This is a genomic window from Mycobacterium sp. P2_H7, assembly GCF_056403275.1.
The window spans coordinates 351,308-368,075 of record NZ_JBFUFU010000009.1 but is presented as its reverse complement, the minus strand read 5'-3'; the positions used below and the strand labels follow the sequence as shown (position 1 = coordinate 368,075).

Sequence of the window (16,768 nt, the reverse complement as noted above, 5' to 3'; positions counted from 1 at the left end):
GTCGGGGCATGATCAAAATTGCAAGCGCCCACCTGTGGGTACATGACCAGGAAGTCGCCCTCGCATACTGGACCGAGAAGGTCGGCTTCGAAGTGCGACAGGATGTTTCACTACCCGATCTGGAACATGCGTTCCGGTGGCTCACCGTCGGGCCGCCCGGCCAGGACGACGTGTCGATCGTGCTGATGGCAGTCCCCGGGCCGCCCGTGATGGATTCCGCGACCCAGCAACAGGTTCGCGAACTGACCGCCAAAGGCTTTGCCGGCACCGTTTTTCTCACCACCGAGGACTGCCAGGCGAGTTATGAGGAGCTCAAGGCCCGCGGAGTCGAGTTCACCGAGGAACCGCACCAGCAGCCCTACGGGATCGACTGCGGGTTCCGCGACCCGTCGGGCAACAGTGTGCGACTGACCCAGGTGGCCGACATGAGTGCGTTCGCCGGCTAGAACGGCGGCGGATTCGCTTCGGCGCGTGCGCGATTGAGGGCGCGTTCGTGCGCAATGCGGTAAGCCCGGTCACGGGCGCGACGTCGGGTGCGGGTCGGCATGGCCGTGCCGCGCGCCGCCGTCAGGGGCGGCGCCTGGGTGGGTGCGAGTTCACCGGTGGGTGACGCCAATTGGGGGAAGAACAGCGCCCCGTCGGGTTTGGTGGTGTAGATCCGGCCGGACGGTGAGATGAGGATGACTCGGCCGTCGGCCGCCTGGGTGTCGACCCAGTCCGGGCAGAAGGTCTTCACCAAATGATTTGTGCGGCAATATAGTTTGTTGTTCGTCGGGTGGGTCGGCCCGTAAGGCCATGGCGTCGTGTGGTCGATATCGCAGCGCTCGGCGGGTGCATTGCAGCCATACCAGCGGCAGGTCAGATCACGGGCGCGGACGAAGTCGGCCAGCCGCACCGAGGGGCGGTAGACCGACTCCGAGATCAACTCCTGAGGCAGCGGCAGCGGCCGGCACTTCGCCCGCGGCGCCATCTCACGCACCTGCTCGGCCGGGATCGCGCCGTATCCGGGCAGCAATCCCGGTGTCTCACTGTCTCCGTCGAGGGTGGCCTGCTCGGCCAGCACATGGATGACGATGGTGCCCGCAGGGGCCTCGGCCGCACCGGCGGGGCAGTCGGCCGACCCGCACAGGCAGGCGAGCTTGGTGGCCCCGTCGGCCATGGCCCGCATCGCATCCGACCGCCGAGCGGCGTGGGGGCGCGGGTCGTCCCGGCAGACCGTCGCCGCCAGTTCATCGAGGCGTTTGTCGACCACCGCCCCGTCCTCCGCATCGACAATCCCGTAGATCTCGGCCATCCCGTCGCCGGCGGGCCCGATGCCGATATGACGCTGGGCGCGGCGCTGCTTGGCGACCCGAATCGCGTCCGGGTCGATTTCCAGCACCAGCCAGTCCACCAACTGGGCGACCTTGTCCCGCGAGCGCGCCGACCATCCCGGCGCCCTGGCAGCCACCCGCTCATCGACGATCGCGAGCAGGTCGGGGTCGGTGATCAGAGCCGTGCGCGATGTGATGGCCGTGAAATGTCCGTAGTCCAGATTGCCGGCCAGAAACACCTCGGCCAGCCGTGGCAACCGCTCGATCAGGGTCTGCCCGTGCACCATCTCCGTCGACGCCCGGTGCCGGCCGATCCCCAGATCGGTACCCACCTCCACCGCGACCAGTTCCCAGTCGTCGACCACCCAGTCCTGGCGGCTGTTTCCCAGCTCAGCCATCCGATCGGTCGCGTAATGTCCCAGCGCGATCAACCGCCGCGCCGTCGCCGCACGCTCCGCCCGCAGCTCCTGCCGGGCGGAGTCGAGATATCGGGACGATTCGAATATGTGTTCGATTCTAAATCATCCCTACGACACGTCCCCGCGTCTCCGTACGACCCGCACCGACATCCGCGGCAACCGCCGTCCGGGCGGCCGCGTCACCGCATAATCCCAAGCCAACCCCTCGCCCAGCTGCCAACCCCGCCAACGCGCCAGCAGGCACATCGCGGCACCCACCCCGGTGCCGGCCAACGCCCCCGCGGTCGGCAGTCCGGCGTACCAGAATGCGATCACCACACCGCTGGCCACCACCGCGCAGGTCGCGTGCAAAGTGTTGCGGCCGAATATCTCGGGGATCCGTTGCACGAACAGGTCGCGCAACGCGCCCCCGCCCACGGCGGTGATGGTGCCGAGCAGCAGCGCCGCCAAACCACCCAGCCCCAACGACAGTGTCTTCTGCGTGCCCACCGTCGCCCAGCAGCCCAACGCGAGGGCATCGATCAACAGGAACGACACACTCCACAGCCGACCGCGCACCGGAAGCAGGAAGGCGACCACCGCCCCCGCGATCGCCGTGACGGCATACCGCGAATCGGTGAGCGCCACCGGCGGCCCGTGCTGGAGCAGCGTGTCGCGGATGATCCCGCCACCGAGCCCCGACACCAGCGCCAGCGCCGCGAAACCCACTGGGTCCAAACGCTTGTCGCGGGCCACCATGCCGCCCAGGATGGCGTTGGTGAAGACACCGGCCAGGTCGAGGACACGGAACAGTTCGCCGAACACGCCTGAGGGTATCTACGAACGGCGCTGCAGCACCATCACATTGTCGATCAGATGGCCGTGTTCCCCGTCCGGGCCGGTCGCGTCCCGCTCGACCGGTTCGGCACGAAGGCGGTCCCAGCCGTCGCCGAGCTCGAGCGAAGCCAGCACCTCGTCCACCGTGGGGAACGGGTAGTCCTTGTGCTTGGACCAGGGCGGGGCGGCACCGTGGTCGACGATCACCAGTCGCCCACCGGGGGCGACGGCACCGACCGCACGGCGCAGCACCGCGGTGCGGTCCAGCGGCACCATCGAGTGCAGAAACTGTGCGGACACCAGATCGAACTCGCCGGCCGGGAAGCTCTCGGCAAAGTCGTGCCGCTGAAAATCGATGCGCTCACGCACTTCACCGGCGTCCTCGACGGCCCGTTGCAGCGCGACACCGGAGATGTCGGTGGCGACCACCTGCCAGCCGTTACGGGCCAGCCAGATCGCGTCGCCGCCTTCGCCGCACCCCAGGTCCAGAGCGCGCCCCGGAGATAGCGCCCCGGCGGTATCGGCCAGGTGCTTGTTCACCCGCCCACTCCAGATCCGTTCGCGCTCACCGTAGTGCCGGTCCCAGTGCTGCGCTGCGGTCGACTCGAACACCGGCCACGGCGGACCGGGCAGCCCGACGTCGTCGGACATCAGGCTCTGCATCACCGCGGCACCCGCCATCGATCCCGCGGCCACCGCTGCCGCCACCTGAGGCATGCCGGGACACACATCGCCGGCCGCGAACACCCCGGGTACCGAGGTGCGGTACATGGGATCCACGGCCACCGCGTCGACGGCCACCGGTGACGGCGGCGCGAGTGCGAGCCCGAGTTGCGCCACCAGGTCGCCGCGCTGCCGCAACCCGACCGAGGCCAGCAGCCCGCGACGCGCCAACTGCCCGCCGTCGGCGAACACCACCGCCGCCAATTCACCGTCCTGGGAGCGTAATTCGGCAACAGGGCGCTCATCCACCGTGACACCGGCACCCGCCAGCAGGTCGAGCTGGTGGGTATCCAGGCCGGCAGGTCCGTTCGACAGTACGACGATGTCATCGCTCCAGCCCCGGAGCAACAGCGCGATGTGTGCCGCGCGGTCGCCCTGCGCCAGCACCGCGAGAGGCTGATCGCGAACCTCCCAGCCGTGGCAGAACGGGCAGTGGAAGACCGACCGTCCCCAAAGCTCGGCAATGCCGGGGATCTCCGGCATCTCGTAGTGCATACCGGCCGCCAGCAGCACCCGCCGGGTCACGACGCGGTGCCCGTCGGCCGTGGTCAGCACGAAATTGTCGCCCTCACGGCGAGCGGTCACCACCGTTGCCGACCGCACCTCGACACTGGGGTAGGCACCCAGCTCTGTCCGTCCCATCTCGTAGAGCTCCGCCGGTGGGCGGCCGTCGTGGCCCAGCAGCCCGCCGATGCCGTGCGCGGCCAGATTGCTCTGTGCGCCGGCATCCAGAACGAGGGTGCGACGGCATGCCCGCCCCAGTACCAGGGCGGCGCTCAGACCTGCGGCCCCGCCGCCGACGATGATGCAGTCCCATGTGATGTCCATGCCCTCGAGCTTGCCGACGGCCGCCGAGAATGCCAAGCTGATTTGCCATGCAGGCAAACTCGGTGGACGAGACCGTCCGCAGACGACTGCGGGAACTGCGGATCCAGCAGGGGCTGACCCTGCAGGATGTGGCCGCCCGCGCCGCCATCGACGTGTCGACGTTGAGCAGGCTGGAGTCGGGAAAGCGCCGACTGGCGCTGGATCACCTGCCTCGGCTGGCCTCGGCCTTGGCCGTCAGCACCGACGAATTGCTCCGGGAACCCGAGTCCGAGGACCCCCGGGTGCGCGGCGGTTCGCAGACCCGCCACGGTGTGACGTACTGGCCGCTGACCCGCAATGGCCCCACCGGCGGTAGGCACACCTACAAGGTGCGGGTCAGCGCACGGCGCAACAAACCGCCCGCCGAACTACCCACACACGAGGGCCAAGACTGGATGTACGTGCTGTCCGGCAAGCTCCGGCTGATCCTCGGCGAGCGGGACTTCACCATCGAACCCGGTGAGGCCGTGGAGTTCTCGACATGGACGCCGCACTGGTTCGGCACCGTCGACGGCCCGGTCGAAGCGATCATGATCTTCGACGTGCACGGCGAACGGATGCACCTGCACAGCTAGTTACAGGTAGGCCGTCTGGTTGACCAATCGCACCGAAGCCAGCCCGTCCGGATAGAACTCCGCGATGCTCAGCGACGCCAGGTCCAGGTGCAGTCGGTAGAGGATGCCGGCGCCGGCGTCCAGGGCAAGGCGCAGCAGCGTTTTGATCGGCGTCACGTGTGACACCACCAACACCGTGGACCCGCTGTGTTCGGCGACAATCCGGTCGCGAGCCCGGCGCACCCGCTGCGCGACGGCGTCGAAACTCTCGCCGTCCGGGGGTGTGATGCTGGTATCGCGCAGCCACTGCCCGTGCCGTTCCGGATCCCGTTGCACCGCTTCGCCGAACGTCAGACCTTCCCACGCCCCGAAGTCGGTCTCGATGAGGTCGTCGTCGACGCTGACGTCCAGGCCCAGGGCTTTCGCGGCGGCGGCCGCCGTCTCCCGGGCGCGTTGCAGCGGTGACGCGATGACGGCGGAGACACCGCCCTGCTCGCCGAGGTAGCGGGCCGCCGCCTCGGCCTGGGCGCGGCCGAGTTCGGTCAGCGGCGGATTGCCGCGGCCCGAATAGCGCCGGTCCACCGAAAGCTCGGTCTGGCCGTGACGCAGCAGCAGCAGCCGGGTGGGTTCACCCCGCGCACCGGTCCAGCCGGGCGCCGCCGCCTTGTCGGACACCGGCTCCTGCGCGGCGTCCATGGCCTCGTTGGCGAGCCGGTCCGCGTGCGAATTGCGTTCCCGCGGAATCCATTGATAGCTGACGGCGCCGAACTGCCGGGCCACCTGCCCGGCTTCACGGTGCAGTTCCAGTAGGTCCGGATGCTTGACCCGCCAGCGGCCCGACATCTGCTCCACCACGAGTTTGGAGTCCATCGAAACGGCCACGTCGGTGGCGCCGACCTCAGCGGCCGCCTCCAAACCCGCGATCAGTCCGCGATATTCGGCGACGTTGTTGGTGGCCGTGCCGATGGACTTGCGGCGTTCGGCCAGCACTGCGGACCGGTCCGCGCTGAAGACCACCGCCCCGTAGCCCGCCGGTCCCGGATTACCCCGCGAACCACCGTCGGCCTCGACGACGACCTTCACGGCCGCAACCGCAACAGGATGGCGCCGCACTCAGGGCAGCGCAGCACCTCGTCCTCATCGGCGGCCGAGATCCGGGCCATCTCGCCGCGGTCGATCTCGATGCGACAGGCCCCACATCGCTTGCCCTGCAACAGTCCCGCGCCCGGTCCACCGTTGGCCCGTTGCTTTTCGTAGAGCGCCACCAGGGCGGCGTCCAGACCGGACGTCAGCTCAGTGCGGCGCAGGCCACCGACGTGGCGCGCCTGGTCGATGACGACCAGCGCCTCATCCCGGGCCAGCTGCGCAGCGGACATCTCATTGTGGAGCGCATCGATGCGGGCCAGCTCCTCGGACTGCTGGGCCTGCAACGCTTCCCGGCGCTCCATGACCTCCAGCTGCGCGTCCTCCAGAGCAGACTGTCTGCGCTGCAGGGTCTCCAGCTCATGCTGCAGTTCGGCGAGCTGCTTGGGGTTCACCTCGCCGCTGTCCAGCAGCGCCTTGTCCTTGTCCTCACGCTGCCGGACGCCGTCGATCTCGCTGTCCAGCTTGGTGACCTGACCCTCCAGATCCTCCAGGGTGATCTCGAGGACGGCCAGCTGATCATTGGCGGCCCGGTGCTCGGCCTGCGCATCGTCGAAGCGCTGCTGCTCGGCGAGGTTGCGGGCCCGGTGCTCGACCCGCCCCAGCTCGGCATCGAGCTCGACCAGCGTCAGCAGCGAACGCTGTTGGGTGAGTGCAGCTTTCATCAATGATGTCCTTCTTCGATATTCCATGGGTCGGTGCGCACCGTGCTCACGCGCACCGGAAGCTCGGGGCCGAAACGGCTCGTGAGCAGGGCGGCCGCCTGGCTGCACCAGGGGTATTCACTGGCCCAGTGCGCCACGTCCACCAGGGCGGTGCCGAACTTTCGTCGATGTTCGTCGGCGGGGTGATGCCGCAGATCGGCGGTGACGTACACCTGCGCATTCGTCCGGGCGACAGTGTCCAGCAGCGAATCCCCCGCTCCCCCGCAGACCGCCACCCGTGAGACCAGCGATTCGGGGTCGCCGGCAGCCCGTACGCCCCACGAGGTCGCCGGGAGCCGGTCGCGCACCCGGGATACGAACGCCGACAACGATTCCGGTTCGGGCAGGGCGCAGATCCGGCCGATGCCCACTCCCGACGGCAGAGGCGCCAGCGCGAACACATCGAAAGCGGGTTCTTCGTACGGGTGCGACGCGCGCAGTGCCGCCAACACCGCCGGGCGTAACCCGGCGGGCGCGATCACCTCGATGCGGTCCTCGGCCACATGTTCCACGGTGCCGACGCGGCCGACGGCCGGATCGGCACCTTCCAGCGGAAGGAACTGCCCAGTCCCGCCGGCGCTCCAACTGCAGCACGAGTAGTCGCCGATCTGGCCGGCACCGGCGGCGAACAGCGAAACCCGCACCCGCTCAGCATCTTCGACGGGAACGAAGACGACCCACTTGTCCAGATCGGCGCGGGACTCCGCCGGGGCCAGCACGTCCTGCACCACCAGACCCAGCGCCTCGGCAAGGGCGTCGGACACCCCGGGCAGCGCCGCGTCGGCGTTGGTGTGCGCGGTGAACAGCGACCGCCCCGAACGGATCAGCCGGTGGATCAACGCTCCCTTGGCGGTACTCGCCGCCACCGTGTCCACCCCGCGCAGCAGCAGTGGGTGGTGCGCCAGCAGCAGACCGCCGTCGGGCACCTCGTCCACCACCGCGGCGGTGGCGTCCACTGCGACGGTCACCGAGGACACCGGCTCGGACGGGTCGCCACACACCAGCCCCACCGAGTCCCAATCATGGGCCAGTGCAGGCGGATACGCGGCGTCGAGCACCTCGATCACATCGGCCAGTCGTACGGTCAACGCAGGCCCTCCACCAGCAACGGCCATTCGGGGCGTACCGCCGCGCGCAGATACTCGCCGTCCAGGCCGACGAAGGTGTCGCAGCGGCGCACCGCAATCCCCATGCTGTCCAGTTGTTTACGGGCCAATTCGGCGTCGGCGACACGCAGCAGCACGAACGGCGCACGGCCGTCGACCACGTCGAAGCCCGCTCCCTGAAGCCCGGCCACCATCTCGGCGCGCAGCACCGCCAGCCGACGGGCGCCTGCCTCGGCCTCGGCCACCGCCTCCGGCGCGCAGCAGGCGGTCACCGCTTCCAGTTGCAGGGTGCCCAGCGGCCAGTGTGCACGCCGCGCGGTGAGCCGCTCCAGCACGTCGGGCGCCCCCAGTGCGTAGCCGATGCGCAGCCCAGCCAGCGACCATGTCTTGGTCAGGCTGCGCAGCACGACCACGTCGGGCAGTGTCAGCGCCGCCACCGATTCCGGCTCCCCCGGTACGGCGTCGGCGAAGGCCTCGTCCACCACCACGATGCGACCCGGCCGCCGCAGCGCGAGGATCTGCTCGCGCGTGTGCAGCACGGAGGTGGGGTTGGTCGGGTTGCCGACGACCACCAGGTCGGCCTCGTCGGGCACCGCGGCGTCGGCCAACGTGAAGGGTGGCGGCAGCACGACGTGGGCGATCGGAATGTTCGCGGCGCTCAGTGCGGCCTCGGGTTCGGTGAACGACGGGGCGATGAGCGCCGCGAGCACCGGCGCCAGGTTGGGCAGCAGCGCGAATCCCTCGGCGCCCCCCGCCAGCAGCGCGACCTCGTCGACCGCCCGGCCGTGCCGCTCGGCGACGGCGCGCACCGCCCGCTCGGTGTCTGCCGCGCAGGGGTAGTGGCCCAGATCACCCAGCCGTGCGCTCAGCCGGTCCACCAGCCACGACGGCGGGCCCGCGGCACGCACGTTGACCGCGAAGTCCAGCATGCCGGGCGTGACGGCCTGATCGCCGTGATAGCGCGCCGCCTGCCGAACCGTGTGAACCACAGCACGACAGTAGTGCGCCGCTCGGCGGCACAGGTACATCGGAGAGAATGTGTTCGTGACACGCCTCCCGCAGCTGGTGCTCTTCGACCTCGACGGAACCCTCACCGATTCCGCGGTGGGCATCGTCGCCAGCTTCCGGCACGCCTTGGACACCGTGGGCGTGCAGGTCCCCGAGGGCGACCTGGCGGGGCGGATCGTCGGGCCGCCAATGCACCACACACTGCGCGCGATGGGGCTCGGCGATCGTGTCGAGGACGCGATCACCGCCTACCGCGCCGACTACACCACCCGCGGCTGGTCGATGAACAGCCTGTTCGACGGGATACCGGCGCTGCTGGAGGATCTGCGCGCCGCGGGTGTGCGGCTGGCCGTCGCCACGTCGAAGGCCGAGACCACCGCGCAGCGCATCCTGGCCCACTTCGGCCTGGACGGGTATTTCGAGGTGATCGCCGGTGCCAGTTCGGATGGCACCCGGGCCGCCAAATCGGACGTCGTCGCGCACGCCCTGGCGCAGCTGGCTCCGCTGCCCGAACGGATCCTGATGATCGGTGACCGCTCCCACGACGTGGAGGGCGCCGGCGAGCACGGCATCAGCACGGTCGTCGTCGGCTGGGGCTACGGCGCCACCGATTTCGACGGCCCCGACGCGCCGTCACCGCTGCACAAGGTCGACACCATCGCCGATCTGCGGGAGGTGCTGGGTGTCTGACCTCCACGTGACCTTCGTCTGCTCGGGCAACATCTGCCGGTCGCCGATGGCAGAGAAGATGTTCGCCCGTCAGATCTCCGAGCGCGGCCTGGCCGACGTGGTGCGGGTGTCGAGCGCCGGCACCGGGGGCTGGCATTCGGGTGAGCCCGCCGACCACCGCACCAATGAGGTTCTGCGCCGGCACGGTTACCCGACCACCCATCACGCCGCGCAGATCGACGACCATCATCTGGCCGCCGACATGGTGATCGCCATGGGCCGCAACCACGCCCGGTTCCTCAAGGAGATGGGTGTGCCGCCCGAGCGGCTAAGGATGATGCGATCCTTCGATCCGCGGTCGGGCGCTTTCGCCCTCGATGTCGAGGATCCTTACTACGGCTCCCTCACCGACTTTCAAGACGTGTTCGACGTCATCGATGTCTCGCTGCCCGGGCTGCACGAGTGGGTCGACAAGCAGCTGGCATCACGATGAAGCGGTGGACGTTCCTGTTCCGGCCCCAGTGGCTGGCGCTGTTCGTCGTCGTGCTGGCGTTCGCCTGGCTGTGTTTCACGGTGCTGGCCCCCTGGCAGTTGGGCAAGAACACCAAGACATCACGGGAGAACTCGCAGATCTCCAGCTCCCTGTCGGCTGACCCCGTGCCGCTGACCAATGTTCTGCCGCACCAGGATTCGTCGGCACCGGATCAGCAGTGGCACCGCGTGAGCGCCACCGGGCACTATCTACCCGAGGCGCAGGTGGTGGCCCGGCTGCGGTCGGCCGACGGCGATCCCGCCTACGAGGTGCTGACCCCGTTCGCCGTGGATCACGGGCCGACGGTGCTGGTGGACCGTGGTTACGTCAAGCCCGAGCAGGGCACCGCGCTGCCGGCGTTCGCCGCCCCGCCGTCGGGCACGGTGACCATCGAGGCTCGGCTGCGCGACGCCGAGCCCGTCCTGACCGGCAAGGAGCCGTTCCGCGCCGACGGTGCGCAGCAGGTGTATTCGATCAACCCGGGCCAGGTCTCGCAGGTGACCGGGACCCCGCTGGCCGGCTCCTACCTGCAACTGGTGGACAAGCAACCCGGCGGACTCGGGGTCATCCCCCTGCCTCATCTGGATTCCGGGCCGTTCCTGTCCTATGGCATCCAATGGATCGCGTTCGGCATCATCGCCCCGATCGGGCTGGGTTATTTCATCGTCGCCGAGGTGAAGGCCCGCCGTCGAGAAAAGGCCGCCGCGGCGGCCGAAGAGGCGGACATCACGCCGCAGACCGCCGAGGAGAAGCTCGCCGACCGGTACGGGCGGCGACGCTGACGGCCGCCACGGTGGCCAGCGTCTGCACGGCGCGCGACAGCCGCACTCCGCGGCGCAGGTCGGCCGCTCTGGGTGACGGACCGTCGCCCAGTGTGGGGCGCATCTCGAGACGGTGGGCGTATTGGGTGGGCCCACCCAGACTGACGCCGAGTGCGCCCGCGAAGGATGCCTCGGCCACGCCCGCATTCGGGCTGGGGTGGCGTGCGGCGTCACGCCGCCACGCCCGCCACGCCCCGGCCGGTGCGCCGGACACCACGACCGCGCACAGTCCCGTCGCGCGCGCCCCGACGTAATTCACCACGTCATCGAAACGCGCTGCGGCCCAGCCGAACCGCTCGTAGCGCGGCGAGTGGTGGCCGATCATCGCGTCGAGGGTGTTGGCACCCCGATACACCAGCAGGCCGGGCACGCCCGCCACAGCGCCCCACAGGATCGGCGCCACCTGGGCGTCGGAGGTGTTCTCCGCGACCGATTCCAACGCGGCACGCGCGAGTCCGTCGGGGTCCAGCGCGGACGGATCCCGGCCACACAACGACGGCAGCAGGGCCCGGGCCCCGTCGAGGTCGTCGGCGTCGAGTCGGTCGGCCATCTGCGCGCCGGTCCGGGCCAGCGACGTGCCACCGAGCACCGCCCAGGTGCTCACCGCGGTGACCGCAAAGGTGCACAGCGGCCCGCGCCGGGCCGCGGCGCGTTCAGCGGCGACACCCAGCGCGCCGAGGGCGCCGAGCAGCGCGGCGGTGTGCAGCACCCCGGCGGACCTGCGGTCGGCGTAGCTGCGCTTCTCCAGGGCGGCCGCGGCGGTTCCGAAGGCCGCGACCGGGTGTCCGCGGCGCGGATCCGCCCAGCGCAGGTCGGCGAGATAGCCGGTCGCCAGCCCGGCAGCACGGGCAGTGTGTTCAAACACGACGGGCAGCGTCTCACAAGGTGCTCTACTCGGATACATGAGGCTGGGACCACCGCGCCATCCGCGACGCGTCATCGACCTGCTCAATCCGGCAGCAGCGCTGGCGCCCGCCGCCAACGTCATCATGCAGCTGTCGTTGCCTGGAGTGGGTTACGGGGTGCTGGAGAGTCCGGTCGACAGCGGCAATGTGTACCTGCATCCGTTCAAGCGTGCCCGCACCACGGGCACCTATCTGGCCGCGGCCACCTGCGGCTCGGACGCCGACCGCGCCCTGATCCGGGCCGAGGTGGACCGCGCGCACGCCCAGGTCCGGTCCCGGCCGTCAAGTCCGGTGCGCTACAACGCTTTCGATCCGACGCTGCAGCTCTGGGTGGCCGCCTGCCTGTACCGCTATTACATCGATCAGCACGAGTATCTGTACGGGCCACTCGATGACGAATCGGCCGACGCGATCTACCAGGACGCCCGCACCCTGGGCACCACCCTGCAAGTGCGCGAAGAGATGTGGCCGGCCGACCGTGCGGCGTTCGACGAATACTGGAAGCTCACCCTCGACGATCTGCGTATCGACGAACCCGTGCGGGAGCACCTGTATGGCGTGGCGTCGGTGGCGTTCCTCCCGAAGCCGCTGCGGCAACTGGCGGGGCCGTCGATCCTGTTCGCCACCAAGGGATTCCTTTCGTCCAGATTTCGGACGATGATGAACCTGGATTGGAGTCCGGACGACCAGCGCCGGTTCGCGCTGCTGCTGATGGGGCTTCGGTTCGCCGACCGTGTCGTGCCGCGGGAGCTCTGGCAGTTCGGCTACCAGCTCTACCTGTGGGACATGCGGACGCGGGCCCGCTTGGGCATACGTGTGATCTGAAAGGGGATGTCATGTCATTTGGGGCACTGAACCATGTGGCGGTCACGGTGAGTGACATCGGCGTGAGCGGGCCCTGGTACCGCGCGCTCATCGGGTTCGACCCCGTGCTCGACGAGAACACCGATGCCGGATTCCGGCACCTGGTGTGGGCGTTGGAAGGCGGCACGCTTTTCGGCATCCATCAGCACGACCGCGGGATCGAATCCGGTCAGTTCACCGAATTCCGTGCGGGCCTGGACCACGTCGGCTTCGGCTGCGACTCACGGGCAGACCTGGAGACCTGGGCTACTCGTCTGGATGAGCTGGGTATCGCGCACGGCGGCGTGGTGGACGCCCACTACGGGTCGGGGCTGAGCTTTCGTGACCCCGACGGCATCGCGTTGGAGTTCTTCGCGCCGCCGGGGTAAACCGCCACCCACGTCACGTTTGGCCGCTCCACCTGTCGGGCATCCGCCGGTGAGTACAGCGACGAACGGAGACCATCATGCGTGCCGAGGAAGGCGACGAGACCGTCGCGGAGCTCGCGGACGACGCCGAGCAGACCCAGCAGAATCTGGACGAAGCCGTGAGCAGACTGCAGGGCAAGAGGGTGGCGATCCTTGCGACCGACGGAGTCGAACGCCGTGAGCTGGAGGAACCGCGGGAGGCGGTACGCGGCGCGGGTGCGTCGACCGAACTGCTGTCGTTGCAGGACGGTTCGATCGACCTCCGCGATCATGATCTGACGCCCGCCGGTGACGCGCCCGTCGACAGCCTCGTCGCGGTGGCAAACGTCGACGATTTCGACGCGCTGTTGATTCCCGGCGGCACGGTGAACGCCGACAAGCTGCGCAATGACGACGCCGCGGTGGCCTTCGTCCGCGACTTCGTCGAATCCGGTAAACCGGTCGCCGTGATCTGCCACGCTCCCTGGACTCTCGTCGACGCGGGTGTGGCGAAGGGCCGCACCCTGACGTCGTATCCGAGCCTGCGTACCGATTTGCGCAATGCCGGCGCCACCGTGGTCGATCAAGAGGTCGTCGTCGACGGCAATCTGATCTCCAGCAGGTCGCCCGACGATCTGCCGGCGTTTTGCTCGGCTGTGGTCGAGGCGGTCGCCGGCGTATAGACATCGGTCAACAATGTGACGAGCACGGGCGCGGTAGGTTCATGCCCATGAGCGCACCGCCCCAGGTGGAGTCCACCGGCGATTCGGTTGCCCATGCCCTGCGCGAGGACATCTTGGCCGGTCGGCTGTCCCCGGGCGAACGCCTGGTCGAAGAGTCGATCGCCAAACAGTATGGGGTGTCCCGGATTCCCGTCCGTGAGGCGCTGAACCGACTTCAGTCCGAGGGCTTCGTCACGATCGTCCGCTATAAGGGGGCGACGGTGTCGGAGACGTTGGTCCAGGACAGCAGGGAGCTGCTGCAAATCCGGCGCGGGCTGGAAATTCTGGCCGCGCAACTGGCCGCCCAGAATCGGGGCGGCGCCGTCGCCGAGCAGTTGGCGGCCGCTGCCGAGGACCACGTCGACGTCGAATGCGCACCCGCGCGTGCGTTCCACGAATTGGTCGCCGCAGCTTCAGGCAACCGGCAGCTGGAAGAGATGCTGGCGGGCGTGAATCGCCGGGTGCAGTGGGGCCTGGGCCACAACCCGAACGTATCGATCAGCGACCATCGGGTGCTCGCGGTGGCGATCCTCAATGGGTCGGTGGTCCAGGCGGGATACCTCATGGACGAGCACCTGCGACGCGACGAACAGTACTTCACCGAAAAATTCGGCGAAGCCTGACTGCAGCTCAGATTGTTTTACAATCTAAGCTGAGTTATCGTATTCGTAACGTAAAACTCCTGGTGAGAAATCGTGACGTAACAGATTTCGTATACAAATTGTTCCAGCATGATTTCACCGATCACACCTGGAGCACGCCATGTCCCTCATCCGCCCGACAGTTGCCATCCCCCCTGATACCACCCTGATCGACGACCCTCACTCGACGGCGGACGACGCCGCGTCGCCGGGTCTGACCGCCGCACTGGACCGCATCGGCTTCGGCCGCGTGCAAGCCGCTCTGATCCTCCTGCTGATGGCCGGATTGTTCTTCGATTCGCTGGAGCAGAACTCGACCGGGGCGATGGGTCCCCTACTCAAAGAATCCTTCGGGATCGGAAATGCCGAACTGACCATGATCAACACCGCCACCGTGCTCGGTGGCCTGGCCGGGCGCATCATCGGCGGTTACATCGCCGACCGCTGGGGTCGCCGTGCCGCGTTGAGCCTGAACCTGTTGGTCTACACCCTCGGAGGCCTCATCAGCGCCGCCGCCGTCAACTACGAGATGCTGCTGGCCAGCCGGTTCATCGTCGGCATCGGACTGGGCGGCGAATTCACCGTCGGTCTGGCCATTCTCGCGGAGATCGTCGCCACCCGCCATCGCGGTTCGCTGCTGGCCACCCTGAACATCTCCTCGGGCGGCGTCGGCAATATCGCGTCCTTCGGATTCTTCTGGCTCGTTCTGGGTCCGCTGAACGGAATGCTCGGCGGCAATGACACCTCATGGCGGTGGACATACGTGATCCTCGCCGTCCCCGCCGTGCTCGTCGTCTTCTTCCGCCGCTACCTTCCGGAGTCACCACGCTTCCTGCTCTCCAAGGGCCGCGTCGACGAAGCCAACGAAAGCCTCACCCGGCTGTCGGCCGGACGGATCAGCGGACTGCGCAAGCCCGGTCCCACCCGCGAATTCGTCACTGCCGCAGACATTCCCGCGAAGGTCAAGTCCAGCTACGCCGAAGTGTTCAAGGGCCAGAACCTCAAGCGCACCGCCGCGATCGGCGCCGCGTCGTGGATGTCGTTCGGCGCCCAGGTCACACTGCTGTTCCTGATGCCGATCTTGTTGGTCTCCCGCGGCTACTCGCTGTCCGATTCGTTGGCATTCACCATGATCATGAACATCGGTTCGTTGTTCGGCGCCTGCGCTGCCTCCTATCTGGCCGGCAAGGCACCGCGACGACTGACCGTGAGTGTCGCCGCCGTCCTCGGCTGCATCTCGGCCATCTGCTTCGCGTCGTTCGCCAACTCCACCGCGCTGATTCTCGTGCTGGGCATGATCTTCCAGTTCTTCACGATGATGCTCAACACCATGCTCTCGGTCTGGTCGCCGGAACTGTTCCCCACCTCTGTGCGCGCGATGGGAACATCGGTGGTCAACGGGATCGGCAACGTGGCGGGCGCCGTCATGCCCTTTGCCGCGCTGTTCTTCTTCGACCGAGCCGGTGTCGCGGGGGTCTTCATCATGATCGCCGTCATGTACGTCCTGCTGGTCGTCGCCGCGCGCTTCGGGCCGGAAACCTTCGGTAAGCCGCTGGAAGCGGTTACCGAGACGCCCGCGGCGCTCGCCGCCGCAGCCTGATCCTCAACAAACAAGGAGCCCGAACATGTTGAACCTCAACATCTCTGCCACCGCTGATGCCGCCAACTACCTGCCCCAGTACTATGCAGACAGTCTTGGCCTGTTCGGCGAACGCGGCTTGACGGTCACCGCCACCGCCCGCGATCCCTGGACCGGAGTGCTGGACGATCTGGACAGCGGCGCCGCCGATGTCGCCCTCGGCGGGCTGTGGGTACCGGCCATGTATTGGGGTACTCCGCGCCGACTCACGGTCTTCGCCCAGGTGAATCACCAGTTCCCGAAGGCGCTGGTGACCCGGGCCCCGGACCCGGACTTCGAATGGTCCGATCTGATCGGCAAGACCGTCCTGGCGCCGGGAATCGGCGGCAGCGCACCGTATGCGTTCACTGCCGGCCTCATCCGGGAAGCCGGGGTCGACCCCGAATCGATCACGTTCTTGCGCGACCTGTCCAGCTCGATGTACGTCGAACTCTTCGAAGCCGGTGTGGGGGACGCGATCGTCCTGGACCTGGTGAATGCGGAGATCGTCGCCGAGCGCGGCTCCGGTTTCATCGCTCGGGAGTACACCCAGACCGGCGGGTTGGGGCCCAACAGCGTGTACTACTGCCGCACAGACCGTTTCGACGAGCTGTCCGATCAGCTGGTTGCCTTCGCCTCAAGTCTGCAGGAATCCATGCAACTGATGAAGTCGATCGAACTGGCCGACCTGGACCCATTGCTGACGCAGCGTTGGCCCGCGACGCCGGCAGGACCCCTGCGTCGGGCCTGCGCGCGGATGCTGGGCTCGCTGACCTGGGACACCGTGCGCATCGACCCGGCAGCGACCGAACGATGGACGCGAATCCTGCAGGACGAGAATATGGTTCGTCGTGCGCCCACCTTTGCCGAGCTGGTCGACACCACAATTGTCGACCGCGCGCTGCCGATCGCTACGGCCTCGACACCATGACGCCGCCCTCACGCACTCGGAGATCG

General features: G+C 68.2%; 19 protein-coding genes. 11 read left to right on the top strand and 8 right to left on the bottom strand.

Annotated features, from left to right (window positions below; translation table 11 throughout):
• The first annotated feature begins 8 nt into the window (after positions 1–8).
• On the top strand, positions 9–446 hold the full coding sequence (locus AC1DY7_RS13980; protein ID WP_477494272.1) for a VOC family protein: 438 nt from the start codon (positions 9–11) through the stop codon (positions 444–446).
• Here AC1DY7_RS13980 and AC1DY7_RS13975 read toward each other — a convergent pair.
• The 3 genes from AC1DY7_RS13975 to AC1DY7_RS13965 form a co-directional block, all read right to left on the bottom strand.
• Positions 443–1,777, bottom strand: a complete 1,335-nt coding sequence (locus AC1DY7_RS13975; protein ID WP_477494520.1) for a 13E12 repeat family protein — start codon at positions 1,775–1,777, stop codon at positions 443–445. The genes AC1DY7_RS13980 and AC1DY7_RS13975 overlap by 4 nt on opposite strands.
• Positions 1,778–1,840: 63 nt before the next feature.
• Positions 1,841–2,536 carry a trimeric intracellular cation channel family protein gene (locus AC1DY7_RS13970; protein ID WP_477494271.1) on the bottom strand — a complete coding sequence of 232 codons (696 nt, stop codon included), beginning with the start codon at positions 2,534–2,536 and terminating at the stop codon, positions 1,841–1,843.
• A gap of 12 nt (positions 2,537–2,548) precedes the next feature.
• Positions 2,549–4,099 (bottom strand): FAD-dependent oxidoreductase, encoded by a 1,551-nt coding sequence (locus tag AC1DY7_RS13965; RefSeq protein WP_477494270.1) that lies wholly within the window; start codon positions 4,097–4,099, stop codon positions 2,549–2,551.
• Positions 4,100–4,146: 47 nt separating this feature from the next.
• Here AC1DY7_RS13965 and AC1DY7_RS13960 point away from each other — a divergent pair, with 47 nt between their 5' ends.
• Positions 4,147–4,713: a helix-turn-helix domain-containing protein gene (locus AC1DY7_RS13960; protein WP_477494269.1), complete on the top strand. Its 567-nt coding sequence runs from the start codon at positions 4,147–4,149 to the stop codon at positions 4,711–4,713.
• Here the strand turns inward: AC1DY7_RS13960 and AC1DY7_RS13955 are convergent, their stop codons facing one another.
• Genes AC1DY7_RS13955 through cobC form a run of 4 tightly spaced genes read right to left on the bottom strand, consistent with a single transcriptional unit; the run spans position 4,714 to position 8,574 of the window.
• Positions 4,714–5,775 carry a bifunctional RNase H/acid phosphatase gene (locus AC1DY7_RS13955; RefSeq protein ID WP_477494268.1) on the bottom strand — a complete coding sequence of 354 codons (1,062 nt, stop codon included), beginning with the start codon at positions 5,773–5,775 and terminating at the stop codon, positions 4,714–4,716.
• Positions 5,772–6,500 carry a zinc ribbon domain-containing protein gene (locus AC1DY7_RS13950; protein ID WP_477494267.1) on the bottom strand — a complete coding sequence of 243 codons (729 nt, stop codon included), beginning with the start codon at positions 6,498–6,500 and terminating at the stop codon, positions 5,772–5,774. Before AC1DY7_RS13950 ends, AC1DY7_RS13955 begins: the two co-directional genes overlap by 4 nt.
• The gene (locus AC1DY7_RS13945; protein ID WP_477494266.1) at positions 6,500–7,627 is read right to left on the bottom strand and encodes a Nif3-like dinuclear metal center hexameric protein; all 1,128 of its coding nucleotides are present in this window, start codon (positions 7,625–7,627) and stop codon (positions 6,500–6,502) included. Before AC1DY7_RS13945 ends, AC1DY7_RS13950 begins: the two co-directional genes overlap by 1 nt.
• Positions 7,624–8,574: an Rv2231c family pyridoxal phosphate-dependent protein CobC gene (gene cobC, locus AC1DY7_RS13940; RefSeq protein ID WP_477494519.1), complete on the bottom strand. Its 951-nt coding sequence runs from the start codon at positions 8,572–8,574 to the stop codon at positions 7,624–7,626. Before cobC ends, AC1DY7_RS13945 begins: the two co-directional genes overlap by 4 nt.
• Before the next feature lie 115 nt (positions 8,575–8,689).
• On the opposite strand from cobC, the gene AC1DY7_RS13935 reads away from it, so the two are divergent.
• Genes AC1DY7_RS13935 through AC1DY7_RS13925 form a run of 3 tightly spaced genes read left to right on the top strand, consistent with a single transcriptional unit; the run spans position 8,690 to position 10,636 of the window.
• Positions 8,690–9,343 (top strand): HAD-IA family hydrolase, encoded by a 654-nt coding sequence (locus AC1DY7_RS13935; RefSeq protein ID WP_477494265.1) that lies wholly within the window; start codon positions 8,690–8,692, stop codon positions 9,341–9,343.
• Positions 9,336–9,815 carry a low molecular weight protein-tyrosine-phosphatase gene (locus AC1DY7_RS13930; protein ID WP_477494264.1) on the top strand — a complete coding sequence of 160 codons (480 nt, stop codon included), beginning with the start codon at positions 9,336–9,338 and terminating at the stop codon, positions 9,813–9,815. The genes AC1DY7_RS13935 and AC1DY7_RS13930 overlap by 8 nt, the downstream gene beginning before the upstream one ends.
• Positions 9,812–10,636: an SURF1 family cytochrome oxidase biogenesis protein gene (locus AC1DY7_RS13925; RefSeq protein WP_477494263.1), complete on the top strand. Its 825-nt coding sequence runs from the start codon at positions 9,812–9,814 to the stop codon at positions 10,634–10,636. The genes AC1DY7_RS13930 and AC1DY7_RS13925 overlap by 4 nt, the downstream gene beginning before the upstream one ends.
• On the opposite strand, the gene AC1DY7_RS13920 is transcribed toward AC1DY7_RS13925, so the two are convergent.
• The gene (locus tag AC1DY7_RS13920; RefSeq protein ID WP_477494262.1) at positions 10,581–11,540 is read right to left on the bottom strand and encodes a cobalamin biosynthesis protein; all 960 of its coding nucleotides are present in this window, start codon (positions 11,538–11,540) and stop codon (positions 10,581–10,583) included. The genes AC1DY7_RS13925 and AC1DY7_RS13920 overlap by 56 nt on opposite strands.
• 37 nt (positions 11,541–11,577) lie before the next feature.
• Between AC1DY7_RS13920 and AC1DY7_RS13915 the strand changes: the two genes are divergently transcribed.
• From AC1DY7_RS13915 to AC1DY7_RS13890, 6 genes are all read left to right on the top strand, one after another.
• Positions 11,578–12,405 carry an oxygenase MpaB family protein gene (locus AC1DY7_RS13915; RefSeq protein ID WP_477494261.1) on the top strand — a complete coding sequence of 276 codons (828 nt, stop codon included), beginning with the start codon at positions 11,578–11,580 and terminating at the stop codon, positions 12,403–12,405.
• An 11-nt stretch (positions 12,406–12,416) separates the two neighbouring features.
• Entirely contained in the window at positions 12,417–12,812 is a 396-nt protein-coding gene (locus tag AC1DY7_RS13910; protein WP_477494260.1) for a VOC family protein, read from the top strand.
• A gap of 167 nt (positions 12,813–12,979) precedes the next feature.
• The gene (locus AC1DY7_RS13905; protein WP_477494518.1) at positions 12,980–13,513 is read left to right on the top strand and encodes a type 1 glutamine amidotransferase domain-containing protein; all 534 of its coding nucleotides are present in this window, start codon (positions 12,980–12,982) and stop codon (positions 13,511–13,513) included.
• 47 nt (positions 13,514–13,560) lie between these two features.
• Positions 13,561–14,175 carry a GntR family transcriptional regulator gene (locus tag AC1DY7_RS13900; protein ID WP_477494259.1) on the top strand — a complete coding sequence of 205 codons (615 nt, stop codon included), beginning with the start codon at positions 13,561–13,563 and terminating at the stop codon, positions 14,173–14,175.
• A gap of 139 nt (positions 14,176–14,314) precedes the next feature.
• Positions 14,315–15,793, top strand: a complete 1,479-nt coding sequence (locus AC1DY7_RS13895) for an MFS transporter (RefSeq protein WP_477494258.1) — start codon at positions 14,315–14,317, stop codon at positions 15,791–15,793.
• Positions 15,794–15,818: 25 nt separating this feature from the next.
• Positions 15,819–16,742 (top strand): ABC transporter substrate-binding protein, encoded by a 924-nt coding sequence (locus AC1DY7_RS13890; RefSeq protein WP_477494257.1) that lies wholly within the window; start codon positions 15,819–15,821, stop codon positions 16,740–16,742.
• Positions 16,743–16,768: the final 26 nt, after the last annotated feature.